Origin of the sequence: Pseudomonas sp. BNK-15 (assembly GCF_047456105.1) — a bacterium.
GTDB lineage: Bacteria > Pseudomonadota > Gammaproteobacteria > Pseudomonadales > Pseudomonadaceae > Aquipseudomonas > Aquipseudomonas putida_E.
The window spans coordinates 1,020,191-1,033,217 of sequence record NZ_CP179898.1 but is presented as its reverse complement, the minus strand read 5'-3'; the positions used below and the strand labels follow the sequence as shown (position 1 = coordinate 1,033,217).

11 protein-coding genes are annotated in these 13,027 nt (G+C 63.2%); 6 read left to right on the top strand and 5 right to left on the bottom strand.

From position 1 onward, the window contains the following. Window positions 1–69: 69 nt before the first annotated feature. Together pta and ACMGF5_RS04640 are read right to left on the bottom strand one after the other, a co-directional pair. Complete coding sequence (gene pta / locus ACMGF5_RS04645; protein ID WP_119687765.1) at window positions 70–2,157, bottom strand: phosphate acetyltransferase; 2,088 nt, start codon at window positions 2,155–2,157, stop codon at window positions 70–72. Between the two features lie 31 nt (window positions 2,158–2,188). Continuing rightward, window positions 2,189–2,491: a DUF3565 domain-containing protein gene (locus ACMGF5_RS04640; protein WP_080952066.1), complete on the bottom strand. Its 303-nt coding sequence runs from the start codon at window positions 2,489–2,491 to the stop codon at window positions 2,189–2,191. On the opposite strand from ACMGF5_RS04640, the gene ACMGF5_RS04635 reads away from it, so the two are divergent. The 3 genes from ACMGF5_RS04635 to ACMGF5_RS04625 all read left to right on the top strand — a co-directional run bounded on the left by ACMGF5_RS04635 (window position 2,490) and on the right by ACMGF5_RS04625 (window position 4,827). Next, window positions 2,490–2,975 (top strand): FKBP-type peptidyl-prolyl cis-trans isomerase, encoded by a 486-nt coding sequence (locus ACMGF5_RS04635; protein WP_012316220.1) that lies wholly within the window; start codon window positions 2,490–2,492, stop codon window positions 2,973–2,975. The genes ACMGF5_RS04640 and ACMGF5_RS04635 overlap by 2 nt on opposite strands. A 141-nt stretch (window positions 2,976–3,116) precedes the next feature. Continuing rightward, window positions 3,117–3,599 (top strand): glutathione peroxidase, encoded by a 483-nt coding sequence (locus ACMGF5_RS04630; protein WP_046784531.1) that lies wholly within the window; start codon window positions 3,117–3,119, stop codon window positions 3,597–3,599. Between the two features lie 124 nt (window positions 3,600–3,723). Continuing rightward, entirely contained in the window at window positions 3,724–4,827 is a 1,104-nt protein-coding gene (locus ACMGF5_RS04625; RefSeq protein WP_414157598.1) for an NADH:flavin oxidoreductase, read from the top strand. On the opposite strand, the gene ACMGF5_RS04620 is transcribed toward ACMGF5_RS04625, so the two are convergent. Continuing rightward, window positions 4,796–6,010, bottom strand: a complete 1,215-nt coding sequence (locus tag ACMGF5_RS04620; protein WP_414157597.1) for a glycosyltransferase family 4 protein — start codon at window positions 6,008–6,010, stop codon at window positions 4,796–4,798. The two genes, ACMGF5_RS04625 and ACMGF5_RS04620, sit on opposite strands and share 32 nt — an antisense overlap. A 174-nt stretch (window positions 6,011–6,184) precedes the next feature. Here ACMGF5_RS04620 and ACMGF5_RS04615 point away from each other — a divergent pair, with 174 nt between their 5' ends. Further along, window positions 6,185–7,501: a methyl-accepting chemotaxis protein gene (locus ACMGF5_RS04615; protein WP_204918867.1), complete on the top strand. Its 1,317-nt coding sequence runs from the start codon at window positions 6,185–6,187 to the stop codon at window positions 7,499–7,501. A 102-nt stretch (window positions 7,502–7,603) separates the two neighbouring features. On the opposite strand, the gene cysZ is transcribed toward ACMGF5_RS04615, so the two are convergent. Next, window positions 7,604–8,332 carry a sulfate transporter CysZ gene (gene cysZ, locus ACMGF5_RS04610; protein ID WP_012316215.1) on the bottom strand — a complete coding sequence of 243 codons (729 nt, stop codon included), beginning with the start codon at window positions 8,330–8,332 and terminating at the stop codon, window positions 7,604–7,606. Window positions 8,333–8,661: 329 nt separating this feature from the next. Between cysZ and trxB the strand changes: the two genes are divergently transcribed. Beyond that, window positions 8,662–9,624, top strand: coding sequence for a thioredoxin-disulfide reductase (trxB, locus tag ACMGF5_RS04605; protein ID WP_003247318.1), 963 nt, complete (start codon window positions 8,662–8,664; stop codon window positions 9,622–9,624). A gap of 74 nt (window positions 9,625–9,698) precedes the next feature. Here the strand turns inward: trxB and nadC are convergent, their stop codons facing one another. Further along, window positions 9,699–10,547 (bottom strand): carboxylating nicotinate-nucleotide diphosphorylase, encoded by an 849-nt coding sequence (gene nadC / locus ACMGF5_RS04600; RefSeq protein ID WP_046784526.1) that lies wholly within the window; start codon window positions 10,545–10,547, stop codon window positions 9,699–9,701. A 243-nt stretch (window positions 10,548–10,790) separates the two neighbouring features. On the opposite strand from nadC, the gene ACMGF5_RS04595 reads away from it, so the two are divergent. Further along, the gene (locus ACMGF5_RS04595) at window positions 10,791–12,956 is read left to right on the top strand and encodes a DUF1631 domain-containing protein (RefSeq protein ID WP_414157596.1); all 2,166 of its coding nucleotides are present in this window, start codon (window positions 10,791–10,793) and stop codon (window positions 12,954–12,956) included. Window positions 12,957–13,027: the final 71 nt, after the last annotated feature.

The window sequence follows — 13,027 nt, the reverse complement described above, 5'->3', positions numbered from 1 at the left end:
ATCGCAAGCGCCACACATCCCGGTGGGAGCCGGCTTGCCGGCGATTGGGCTGCACAGCAGCCCCAGGTTTCAGCGCACCACGCTGGCCTGGATGGCTGTAAGCGCGATCGTGTGCACGATATCGTCCACCTGGGCGCCGCGCGGCAAGTCGTTCACCGGTTTGCGCAGCCCTTGCAGCATCGGCCCCAGGCTGACCCCATCGGTACTGCGCTGCACCGCCTTGTGGGTGGTGTTGCCGGTGTTCAGGTCAGGGAACACGAACACCGTGGCGCGCCCGGCCACTTGGCTGTTCGGCGCCAACTGGCGGGCGATTGCCGGGTTGGCGGCAGCGTCGTACTGCAGCGGGCCGTCAATCACGAGGCCCCGCTCGGCTTCCTGCGCCAGGCGCGTTGCTTCGCGCACTTTCTCGACTTCTTCGTCGCTCGCCGAGTCACTTGAATAGCTGATCATCGCCACCCGTGGCGCGATGCCGAAGGCTTGCGCCGATTCGGCGCTCTGCCGCGCGATTTCAGCCAGCTCGCTGGCGCTGGGGTGCGGGTTCATCACGCAGTCGCCATACACCAGCACCTGCTCGGGGAACAGCATGAAAAAGACCGAAGATACCAGGCTGGCGCCTGGCGCAGTCTTGATCAACTGCAGGGCAGGGCGGATGGTGTTGGCGGTGGAGTGCACCAGGCCGGAGACCAGGCCGTCGACCTCGTCCAGCGCAAGCATCATGGTGCCGATCACCACCGGGTCTTCCAGCTGTTGCTCAGCCATCGGCGCATTGAGGTTCTTGCTTTTGCGCAGGTCGACCATCGGCTCGACATAGCGCCCGCGAATCAGCTCAGGGTCAAGGATTTCCAGGTCCGCCGGCAGGGTGATCCCCTGCGCACGGGCCACCGCTTCGACTTCCTCGGGCTTGGCCAGCAGCACGCACCGTGCGATGCCGCGCGCCTGGCAGATCGCAGCCGCCTGCACCAGCAACGGCTCGGCGCCTTCGGGCAGGACAATGCGTTTGTTGGCCTGCTGCGCCCGCTGTATCAGCTGGTAGCGGAACACCGCAGGCGACAGGCGCAACTCACGCGGCGTACCGCAGCGCTGGTGCAGCCATGCAGCGTCGAGGTGGCTGGCGACAAAATCGGTGATGAATTCGGCGCGCTCACGGTCGTCCACCGGGATCTCGCGGTTGAGTGAGTTGAGCTGGTTGGCCGTGTCGTACGAACCGGTGCTGACCGAGAGGATCGGCAGGCCCGCCTGCAGGGCGCCGCGGCACAAACCGAGGATGCGTGCATCGGGCTTGCTGTCGCTGGTCAATAGCAGGCCGGCCAGCGGCACGCCATTGATCGCGGCCAGGCTCACGGCCAGGATGATGTCGTCGCGGTCGCCCGGGGTCACCACCAGGGTGCCTGGGGTGAGCAGCGGCACGGTGTTGGCCACGGTGCGCGCACAGATGATGATCTTGTTCATGCGCCGTTGCTCGTAGTCACCGGCGTTGATCACCTGGGCGCCAAGCAGGTCAGCCACATCGCGGGTGCGTGGGGCGTTGAGTTCGGGTTGGTAGGGGATGCAGCCGAGCAGCTTGAAGTCGTTGCCGCGCAGCAGCGGCGAGTGCTCGCGCAGGCGCGCGGCGAACTCGGCCATGCTTTCGTCGGTGCGAACCTTGTTGAGGATCACCCCGAGCACTTTCGGGTCGCGCGGGCCGCCGAACAGTTGAGCCTGCAGCTCGACCCGCCCGGACAGTTCGCTGAGCACTTCGTTTTCCGGTGCCGACACCAGGATCACTTCGGCATCCAGGCTTTTGGCCAGGTGCAGGTTGACCCGCGCTGCGTAGCTGGCGTGGCGGGTCGGCACCATGCCTTCGACCACCACCACGTCATTGCCCACGCAAGCCTGCTGGTAAAGGCGGATGATTTCTTCGAGCAGTTCGTCCAGCTGGCCATCGCCGAGCATGCGCTCGACCTGGGCAAGGCTCAGCGGCATTGGCGGTTTGATACCGTGGGTGCGTGCGACCAGTTCGCTGGAGCGTTCCGGGCCGGTATCCCCGGGGTGGGGCTGGGCGATCGGCTTGAAAAAGCCGACCTTGAGCCCGGCGCGTTCCAAAGTACGCACCAGGCCGAGGCTGATGGAAGTCAGGCCGACACCAAAGTCGGTCGGCGCAATGAAAAATGTTTGCATGCGTGCTTCTCGGAATAAGCGTTGCAAGGAATCAACGGCCAAGGGTATCGCTATCGGCCGCTTGTGCACACCAGCCACAGGCGAAAGCCTGGCCAATTCGCAGCGCACGCTGGCGGGGGTCGAGCACCCACGGGCGCGCCTGCCACGGTGGCTGGTGGCGCAGGTGCTGGGTGTGGCCGCAAGACAGGTCGACCACCCAGTGGCCTTCGGTGTCCTGGTGAAAGCCCATGATCCGACTGATGGGTCTTCCCGCAGCCGCGCTGCGTTCGCAATCGGGCGATGCGTTGGTTACACTTGTGCGCTCTACATTCTTTTGCAAAAGGTCTTGCCCCATGCTGATCGCCGCCAACAAGGCAGTCTCCATCGACTATACCCTGACCAACGACGCCGGGGAGACCATCGACAGCTCCGCCGGTGGCGCGCCGCTGGTCTACCTGCACGGTCACGCCAACATCATCCCGGGCCTGGAAAAAGCCCTGGAAGGCAAACAGGCTGGCGACGAACTGAACGTCAGCATCGAGCCTGAAGAGGCCTACGGCGAGTACCTGGCCGAACTGGTCAGCACCCTGAACCGCAGCATGTTCGAGGGTGTCGACGAGCTGGAAGTGGGCATGCAGTTCCACGCTTCGGCACCGGACGGCCAGATGCAGATCGTCACCATCCGCGACCTGGACGGCGACGACGTGACTGTCGACGGCAACCACCCGCTGGCCGGCCAGCGTCTGACCTTCCAGGTCAAGGTCGTCAACGTGCGTGATGCCAGCGAAGAAGAAATCGCTCACCGTCACGTCCACGGCGAAGGTGGCCATCACCACTGATTTTCTGCGCTAAGCTCAGAAAGTCGCCAGGCGCTCGGACAAGCCGACAAACCTCCCGGGAGGTGCACGGCTTGGATGAGCGCCTTTTTAGTGGGCGCTGTTCGCCCCAGCGGCAACCGGGAACCTGAGAGGGGATTCAACATGAGTGCATTTCACGACCTGACGTTGAAGGCGCTGAACGGCCAGGACCTGCCCTTGGCACCATTCAAGGGCCAGGTAGTGCTGGTGGTCAATGTCGCCTCCAAGTGTGGCCTGACGCCGCAATACGCTTCGCTGGAAAAGCTGCAACAGCAGTTCAAGGGTAAAGGCTTCAACGTGCTTGGCCTGCCTTGCAACCAGTTCGCGGGCCAGGAGCCCGGCAGCGAGAAGGAAATCCAGGAGTTCTGCAGCCTAAACTATGGCGTGAGCTTCCCGCTGGGGGCAAAGCTTGAGGTCAACGGGCCGCAGCGCCATTCGCTGTACCGCCTGCTGGCGGGTGAGGGCGCCGAGTTTCCCGGCGATATCAGCTGGAACTTCGAGAAGTTTCTGGTGGGCAAGGACGGGCGGGTGCTGGCGCGCTTCGCGCCGCGTACAGCGCCGGATGATCCAACCGTGGTGCAAGCCATCGAGAAAGCGTTGGGCTGACTATCCCTGGGGCCGCTTCGCGCCCCCAGCGATACCGCAGAATCACCCCGATCAATAATGCTGGGCCACGCCTTCCACTGGCCCTAACCTCAGGCGTATTTCCTCATCCAGACGGAAGCGCCCAATGCCCACCAACCCTCTTTTCAAGCCTTTCATCCTCGGCGCGCTCGAGTTGCCGACCCGCGTCGTCATGGCGCCGATGACCCGTACCTTCTGCCCCGGCGGCGCACCCCATGATGGCATGGTCGAGTACTACCGCCGCCGCGCCGCCGCAGGTGTGGGCCTGATCATCACCGAAGGCACAACGGTTGAACACAAGGCCGCCAACGGCTATGCCAATGTCCCGCGTTTTCATGGGGAAGACGCCTTGGCCGGTTGGAAGCGCGTAGTCGATGCTGTCCATGCCGAAGGTGGGCGTATCGTCCCGCAGTTGTGGCATGTGGGCGCGGTACGCCGCCTGGGTACCGAACCGGACGCCGGAGTGCCGGGCTATGGGCCAAGCGAAAAGGTCAAGGATGGGCAGGTGCTGGTGCACGGCATGACACAGGGCGATATCCGTGAGGTGATCGCCGCGTTCGCCGCTGCAGCACGCGATGCCCAGGCCATTGGCATGGACGGCGTGGAGATCCATGGCGCCCACGGCTATCTGATCGACCAGTTCTTCTGGGCCGCCAGCAACCGTCGCGAAGATGAGTACGGCGGCGACCTGGCGGGCCGCTCGCGCTTTGCCATCGAGCTGATCCAGGCCGTGCGCGCCGCTGTGGGCCCTGACTTCCCGATCATCTTGCGCTTTTCGCAATGGAAGCAGCAGGACTACAACGCTCGCCTGGTTCAAACACCTGAGGCACTGGCCGCTTTCCTTACGCCCCTGTCCGATGCGGGTGTGGATATCTTTCACTGCTCGACGCGACGGTTCTGGGAGCCGGAGTTCGAAGGTTCCGAGCTGAACCTCGCCGGGTGGACACGCAAGCTGACAGGCAAACCGACCATTACGGTGGGCAGCGTCGGGCTCGATGGCGAGTTCCTGCAGTTCATGGTCGATACCGACAAGGTGGCCAAGCCCGCCAGCCTCGAAGGCTTGCTGCGTCGCCTGGGTGATGAGGAATTTGACTTGGTGGCCGTAGGCCGGGCACTGCTGGTGGATGCCGAATGGGCGCAGAAGGTTCGCGAAGGCCGCGAAGCGCAGGTGCTGCCGTTCAGCCGCGAGGCGCTGTCGACCCTGGCTTGACCGCCAGAGCGGTGCCTGCAGGCTCGGTACCCGCAGGCGCTGCCAGGCACGCGCTGTACAGATGCGTCTCGAATTGCTCGACGATCGCCGGCCAGCCTTGGCGGCTGGCATGCTGGCGGGCATTGAGGCGAACCCGGCGCAGGGTTTCGCTTTCTTCGAGCAGCCAGCAGGCCGCATCGATGAACGCCACCTGATCACCGGGCATGGCCAGGGCTCCGCTGTGCCCGTGGCGGATATGCTGGGCGGCAGCGGCCTCATCATAGGCAACTACCGCCAGCCCCGAGGCCATGGCTTCGAGCACTACATTGCCAAAGGTTTCGGTCAGGCTGGGGAACAGGAACAGGTCGCCGCTGGCATAGTGCTCGGCCAGTGCTGCACCCCGCTGGGCGCCACAGAACACCGCATCGGGCAGCTGCTGTTCGAGAGCAGCACGCTGCGGGCCGTCGCCAACCACGACCAAGCGCAGCCGCGTGTGTGGATAAGTCTTCTTCAGGGCGTCCAGGCATGGCCGTAGCAGCCCCAGATTCTTTTCCGCCGCCAGGCGCCCGACGTGCAGTACGGCGATGTCTTCAGGGCCCAACCCCCAGGCGTCACGCAACGCCTGGCTGCGCCTGGCCGGGTTGAACAGGCAGGCATCGACACCACGGGCCATCAATGTAAGGCGTTCGAAGCCACGCCGCTCCAGTTCCAGCTTCTGGCTGGCGCTGGGCACCAAGGTGGTGGCCGTGCGTCGGTGGAACCAACGCAGGTAATGGGTGAGCAACCGCGCCAGCAGGCCAAGGCCATACCGGCCGCAATACTGCGGGAAATTGGTATGGAAACCACTGACCACGGCGATGCCCAGGCGCCGGGCCGCCCGTAACGCACTGAGCCCCAGCGGGCCTTCCGTGGCAATGTACAGCACATCCGGGCGCTGCCGGCGCCAGCGCCTCAACAGCTTGTGCATCGACACTTCGCCCCATTGCAGCCCCGGGTAGCCCGGCAGGCCCCAGCCGCGGCACAGCAAAAGGTCCTGATCGTCGCCTGCAGGCAATTCACCGGCCTGGCGTGGCCGCACGATCTCCACCTGGTGGCCACGCTGCCGCAAGCCATCGCCAAGTCGGCCGAGCGTATTTGCCACGCCGTTGATTTCGGGTGGGAAGGTTTCACTGACGAGGGTAATGCGTAGGGCAGGTGTGTTCATGAAAAAAGTTTCCGCTTGCTGCGTTGCGCTTATGTGACAGCCTTGTGACGTGCCGATGACGCCTGATTGCCGGCAGCTCCAGCGGGATGAATATTTCCTCGTGCAGCACTCAAGAGCCCTGCCAGGCAGCCGATGAAGATGCATTCGATCAGGTGACTCGCTCCGGGAGCGGTGATGTTCAACAGCAAGCTCAAAAAAGAAATCCAGCAACTGCGAGAGGAGCTTCATTCCATCGAGCAGATCAAGAACAGCCTGGACAGCGAAATGCTGGTGCTTCAGCTCGACCCCCAGGGGCGTATCGAACTGATCAACGGCAATTTCGAGAAAGAGATGCTTTACCGCAGCGAGCAGTTGATCGGGCGCAATATTGAAGACATCGTGCCGGAACATGTGAAGAAGCTCGATTTCTACCAACGCATGAAAAGCGCCATCAGCCGCGGCGAACACCTCAACGGTGCTTTCCGGTTGCTGCGTGGCAACGGCGAAGAAGCCTGGTTGCGCTCGATCCTGCAACCGGTCAAGGGCAGTGACGGACGCATCAGGCATTTTTCCATGCACTGCAGCGACCTGACCCGCACCATAGAGACCTCGCGCGAACATGAAAGCCTGATCAAGGCACTGATGCGCTCCACCGCGGTGATCGAATTCAACCTCGACGGTCAGGTGCTGACTGCCAATGACCGCTTCCTGCAAACGGTGGGCTACAGCCTGGAGCAGGTTCGCGGCAAACACCACCGCATGTTCTGCGAGCCGGAAGAAGCCAATTCGGCGGGCTATCAGGCGTTCTGGGACAAGCTGCGACGCGGTGAATACGTGGCCGATCGGTTCAAACGGATCGACGCCCATGGCCGTACGGTGTGGCTGGAAGCTTCCTACAACCCGATCATCGATGCCCATGATGTGCTGTACAAGGTGGTGAAGTTCGCCACCGTGATCACCGACCAGGTCAATCAGGAGCAGGCCGTGGCGCAGGCAGCCGACATCGCCTACAACACCTCGCTGGAAACCGACAACAGTGCGCAAAAGGCCACCGATGTGGTCACACAGACCGTCGAAGTGATGCGTGGGCTGGAAGGGTCGATGCAGGAAGCCGCAGAAGGCATCCAGGCGCTGGACAAACAGTCCAAGGTGATCGGCGCGATCATCAAGACCATCAGCGACATTGCCGGGCAGACCAACCTGCTGGCGCTCAACGCGGCCATCGAGGCCGCCCGGGCGGGTGAGCAGGGTCGCGGCTTTGCTGTGGTGGCCGACGAAGTGCGCCAGCTGGCTTCACGTACCAGCACCGCCACCGAAGAAATCGCCAAGGTGGTGCAGCAGAACGAGCAGCTGGCCCAGGCGGCTGTGGACATCATCGATACCAGCAAGCGCCAGGCCGAACAGGGGCTAGCGCTGGCGGCGGATACCGGTGGGGTGATCGTCGAGATTCAGGAAGGGGCGAAGAAAGTTGTGGATGCGGTCGGGCAGTTTTCCAGCCGGTTGGGGCAGTAAGGCCCTGGATTCGGCGGTGATGCACATGTTGCTGGGGCCGCGTTGCGGCCCTTTCGCGACACAAGGCTGCGCCTATGGCGGGCCGCGCATGCGGGCCGGGGATCAGTTGCGCTCGCGTACCCAGAACAGCGTGGCCCCTGCTACCGCAGCCGGCATCATCAGTACGTTCACCACCGGCACCATCAGCGCCAGGTAGGTGATGCCGCCAAAGCCCAGGCTTTGCCAGCGCTTCTGGCGCAGCCAGGCGAGCATGTCCTGCCAGCTCATCTTGTTGTTGTCCGCCGGGTAGTCGATGTACTGGATGGCCATCATCCACACACCGAAGATCAGCCATAGCGGCGCTGCGATCACGTTCACCACCGGGATGAACGAGAGGATGAACAGCGCGATGGCCCGTGGCAGGAAGTAGCCGAGCTTGCGCATTTCGCGGCCGAAGGTGCGTGGCACCATCGCCACCAGCTCGCCCCAGCTGAACGCCGGGAAGTTGTCCTCGCCACGTACCACCACCTCGACCTTTTCGGCCAGAAAACCATTGAAAGGCGCGGCGATGATGTTGGCCACCAGGGTGAAGGTGAAAAACACCATCAATACCAGCAAGGCGACGAACAGCGGCCAGAGGATGTAGCTGAGGAAGCTCAGCCAGTCCGGCAGGGTTGGCATCAGGGCATCGAGCCAAAGGCCGAACTGGTGACCGGCGAAGTAGATCATGCCGCCGAACAGCAGCAGGTTGATCGCCAACGGCAGCAGTACGAACAACCGCAGATTGGGGCTGAGCACCAGTTTCAGGCCTTCGCGCAGGTACTGGGGGCCAGAGAGGACAGGGGCTTGCATCGAGACGCTCCGCAGAGAAGGGAAAACGCGCTGACCTTACCGGCTTTGCCGCGCCGACGAAAGGCGGGCAGAGGATGGGAAACTGCCTGTAACAAAAGCACCACGGCCTTTTCCATAGGAGAAATTGACGTATAGAGGATGCCTATGAGGTGGATTGTCGAAGGATATTTCCTTAATCTCTGCCACCTCGCTACAGTGCGCTCAACTTTCAGGTTTCGGACCTGCGCGTTGTAGCCTTCCCCAAGTGCTGCGTGGGTCCTTTTTAATTTCAGCTGGCGCAGCCGGTATACCGATGCCGGCCCCTGAGGCCCGCTCGACAGGAGTTCGACATGTCTGAAGTACGTCATTCGCGCGTCATCATCCTCGGTTCCGGCCCTGCCGGTTACAGTGCCGCGGTGTACGCCGCCCGCGCCAACCTCAAGCCGCTGCTGATCACCGGCATGCAGGCCGGCGGTCAACTGACCACCACCACCGAAGTCGACAACTGGCCTGGCGACCCCCATGGCCTGACCGGCCCGGCGCTGATGCAGCGCATGCAGGAACACGCCGAGCGTTTCGAGACCGAGATCGTCTTCGACCACATCAACGCCGTCGACCTGGCCAACAAGCCCTTCACCCTGCAGGGTGACAGCGGCAAGTACACTTGCGATGCACTGATCATCGCCACCGGTGCCAGCGCGCGATACCTGGGCCTGCCCTCGGAAGAAACCTTCATGGGCAAGGGTGTGTCGGCCTGCGCTACCTGCGACGGCTTCTTCTACCGCAACAAGCCGGTGGCTGTGGTCGGCGGCGGCAACACTGCCGTTGAAGAGGCGCTGTACCTGGCCAATATCGCCAGCAAGGTAACCCTGGTGCACCGCCGCGAAACGTTCCGCGCCGAAAAGATCCTGGTCGACAAGCTCAACGCCCGTGTCGCCGAAGGCAAGATCGAGCTCAAGCTCAACGCTACCCTGGACGAAGTGCTGGGTGACAACATGGGTGTGACCGGTGCGCGCCTGAAGAACAACGATGGCAGCAGCGACGAAATCAAGGTCGACGGCGTGTTCATCGCCATCGGCCACACGCCGAACACCTCGCTGTTCGAAGGCCAGCTCACCCTGAAGGACGGCTACCTGGTGGTCAACGGCGGCCGTGAAGGCAACGCTACCGCCACCAATGTCGAAGGCGTGTTTGCCGCAGGCGACGTGGCTGACCACGTTTACCGCCAGGCGATCACCTCTGCCGGTGCCGGCTGCATGGCGGCGCTGGACGTCGAGCGCTACCTGGACGGCCTGGCCAACGCCTCGTTCTGATCCGCAGCGCACAAAAAAACCGGCCATCTGGCCGGTTTTTTTGTGTCTTGGGTTTTGTGCAGGTTTCGCCCGCTTCAGAGGCTCAGGCGCATCGACAGGTCGACGGCCTTCACATCCTTGGTCATCGCACCAATGGAGATGTAGTCCACCCCAGTCTCGGCAATCACCCGCAGGGTGCTTTCGGTCACCCCGCCACTGGCCTCCAGCTTGGCTTTGCCAGCGGTAATGCGTACCGCTTCGCCCATTTCGTCCAGGCTCAGCTCGTCGAGCATGATGATGTCGGCACCGGCGCTCAACGCCTGGCGCAGTTCATCCAGGCTTTCCACCTCGATTTCCACCGGCTTGCCCGGAGCAATGCGGTGGGCTGCCGCTACTGCTTCGGGCACACCGCCGCTGGCGGCAATATGGTTTTCCTTGATCAGGAAGGCATCGAACAGGCCGATGCGATGGTTGTGGCAGCCGCCGCAGGTCACTGCATATTTTTGTGCCAGGCGCAGGCCGGGCAGTGTCTTGCGGGTATCGAGCAGTTGCACCCGGGTACCTTCGACCAGGTCGGCGAGCGCACGGGCACGTGTGGCCACGCCCGACAACATCTGCAGGAAGTTAAGCGCACTGCGCTCGCCGCTGAGCAGTGAACGTGCCGGGCCTTCGAGGTGGAACAGCACCTGGTTGGCCGTGGCCCGGTCACCATCGGCCACCTGCCAGTGCACCGCCACACGCGGGTCGAGTTGACGGAACACGGCATCGACCCAGGCGGTGCCTGCAATCACGCAATCTTCGCGGGTGATGATGGTGGCCTTGGCCAGGCGCTCGGCCGGAATCAGCTGCGCGGTGATGTCGCCGCTGCCGATGTCCTCCAGCAGGGCGCGGCGCACGTTGGCTTCGATCTCGGCGGTCAGGTCGGCAAGGCGTAGGTTCGGCATGGTCGGCTCCACAAGCAAGTTGCCGGCGATTATAGGGCAGGGGGCCGCTGTTTACAGCCGCCTTGCACCTGACCTTTGGTCAGGCCGAGTGAGCATTTGGCAAAAAATACAGTCATTTACCGGCGAGTGAAGAGGTGCTGGCAGGTATCGGCATTTTTACCGATAATGGCGCCCAGTATTTGGCGTCATAGCTTTGACGATTTTTCACTTTTATCGAACACGTCGCCCAGCAAGGAGTTCGGGATGCATAAAGAAGGCAAGGTGGTGCCCCTGGCGGCCGCCATCGATCGAGGTGCGCGCACGCCCTTGCCTTGCCTGCCGATGCTGTTGCTGCAGGTGCGCGACAAGGCGGCCCTGCAATTGCGCCAGGGCTTGCAGGCCTTGTTCGACAACGCTGACGATACCCTCTTTGAAATGGCCGAGAAGGCTGCTGACCGTTTCGATCAGAACCTGTATTTCGAGGCCATGCGCGACTTGCGCCTCAAGCGCAAGAGCATCGAGCGCGGCTTTCTCGACAGGTTCTACGAGAGGTTCGCCCGCATAGGTGAGGCCGAGCCACTGGGCTTCGTGGCCATTACCGATCACCCGAAAAACAAGGCGCAACAGGAGCGGGCAGCGACCGTCGAGGGTATGGTTGCGCGCGTGCTGTCGCGCGACGCAATTGCCCTGGAGCAGTTGACCCTGCGTTTGCAGGCCCTGCTCGAATGTACGCTGGACCTGCAAAAAAGCCCCCTGGCGCCTGGCGCATTGTGTGGCTACTTCCTTGATGCCGGGCGTAACCTGGGTGTTGGCCTGCGGGTCAAACTGGTCCTGCTGAAGTTGTTCGAACGTTACGTGCTGCGTGATACCGACGTGCTCTATGGCGAAGCCAACCAGTTGCTGGCCGCTGCCGGCGTGCTGGCAGAGCTGCCGCCTGCGCCGCGCCGGCGTGCCGAGGACTGTCGCCTGAGCTCGCGGCGGACGCCGGCCAGCCTGGGGCCTGACGAGGCCATCGGCGCGGACAGTGCCGGCCAGGCTTTCTTCACCTCGGTGCAAGGGCTGCTGGCACCGGCCCGCGGCAGGATCGCGCCACGCTTGCAATCCATTGCCACAGCCCAGCCGATAAGCACCGCCGACCTGCTGCGCCTGCTCACGCATTTGCAGCACTATGTGCCGGCCACCTTCGACGAAGACGATTTCGACCTTGGCCAGCAGCTCGAACAGTTGCTGTTGCGGGTTAGCGTGCGCAGTGGCACCCGCCGGCGTATTGCCACGGCCGACATAGACATGATCAGCCTGGTCGGCCTGCTGTTCGACTACATCCAGGCCGATGACAACCTGCCGTACAGCCTGCGGGCGCTGATTGCCCGCCTGCACATCCCGTTGCTCAAGGTGGCATTGCTCGACAAAGGGCTGTTCAGCCGCGCCAGCCACCCTGCTCGGCGCTTGCTCAATGAGATCGCTGCAGCCTCGATCGGCTGGGAAACCGGTAGCGAAGGCCTGCGTGACAGCCTGCACCTGCGTGTAGGGCGCATCGTCCAGCGTCTGCTCAATGACTTCACCGAGGACTCGGCCCTGTTCGCCGAACTGCTGGAGGACTTCATGGCCTTCAGCCAGGATGAACGGCGGCGCAACGAACTGCTCGAGCAACGCACCCGCGATGCCGAAGAAGGGCGTGCGCGCGCCGTGCAGGCTCGCCAGCAGGTGCAACAGGTACTCAACCAGCGCTTGCGCGGCCGGGTGCTGCCTCAAGCGGTCGTGCAGATGCTGGTGCAAGCCTGGAGCCAGGTGCTGCTGCTGGCATGGCTCAAACAGGGTGAGGGCTCTTCGGCGTGGATCAACGCCCTAGCGACCATGGACACATTGCTTGCCAGCATCATTCCCCGGCGTGATCCGCAGGCCCTGCTGCAGCAAGTGCCCGGCCTGCTCAAGGCATTGCGTGAGGGTTTGGCCGGCGTGGCGCTGGACTCGCAGGCGACCCGCGACTTTTTCCAGCAACTCGAGCAACTGCACCTGCGTGCCTGCGCAGGGGTCGAGCTACCGCCTACCCCAGGCGATCAGGCTCTGGCCGAAGTGCTGGTGGCGGAGGACATCGTGCTGGCCATGGCCGAAGAGCCCGCTTGTGCGCCGCTGCACCCGCACGACGAGCAAGCCGCACAACTGCGTGCGGTACAGCGCCTGCGCATCGGCGCCTGGATAGAAGTGCTCGACGATGACGAGCCGTTGCGCTGCAAACTGGTGGCGCGTATCGACAGCAGTGACCGCCTGGTATTCGCCAACCGCACCGGGATGAAGGTCCGCGAGTGGAACATGCTGGGCCTCGCCCAAGCACTGCGCCTTGGTGAGGTGCGGCTGCTGGACGATGGCCTGCTGTTCGAGCGGGCGCTGGAGACCGTGCTGGAAAGCTTGCGCCAGCAGCAGGTTCATTGACCTGCTACTGCAGATTCACATGCAAAGCGCGATACTGGCAGGGCATACTGCGCCTCTGTACCCAGCGTTCT

Coding starts and splice junctions, on each gene's coding strand:
- pta (WP_119687765.1), bottom strand. CDS start 2,157: ATGCAAACATTTTTCATTGCGCCGACCGACTTTGGTGTCGGCCTGACT.
- ACMGF5_RS04635 (WP_012316220.1), top strand. CDS start 2,490: ATGCTGATCGCCGCCAACAAGGCAGTCTCCATCGACTATACCCTGACC.
- ACMGF5_RS04640 (WP_080952066.1), bottom strand. CDS start 2,491: ATGGGGCAAGACCTTTTGCAAAAGAATGTAGAGCGCACAAGTGTAACC.
- ACMGF5_RS04630 (WP_046784531.1), top strand. CDS start 3,117: ATGAGTGCATTTCACGACCTGACGTTGAAGGCGCTGAACGGCCAGGAC.
- ACMGF5_RS04625 (WP_414157598.1), top strand. CDS start 3,724: ATGCCCACCAACCCTCTTTTCAAGCCTTTCATCCTCGGCGCGCTCGAG.
- ACMGF5_RS04620 (WP_414157597.1), bottom strand. CDS start 6,010: ATGAACACACCTGCCCTACGCATTACCCTCGTCAGTGAAACCTTCCCA.
- ACMGF5_RS04615 (WP_204918867.1), top strand. CDS start 6,185: ATGTTCAACAGCAAGCTCAAAAAAGAAATCCAGCAACTGCGAGAGGAG.
- cysZ (WP_012316215.1), bottom strand. CDS start 8,332: ATGCAAGCCCCTGTCCTCTCTGGCCCCCAGTACCTGCGCGAAGGCCTG.
- trxB (WP_003247318.1), top strand. CDS start 8,662: ATGTCTGAAGTACGTCATTCGCGCGTCATCATCCTCGGTTCCGGCCCT.
- nadC (WP_046784526.1), bottom strand. CDS start 10,547: ATGCCGAACCTACGCCTTGCCGACCTGACCGCCGAGATCGAAGCCAAC.
- ACMGF5_RS04595 (WP_414157596.1), top strand. CDS start 10,791: ATGCATAAAGAAGGCAAGGTGGTGCCCCTGGCGGCCGCCATCGATCGA.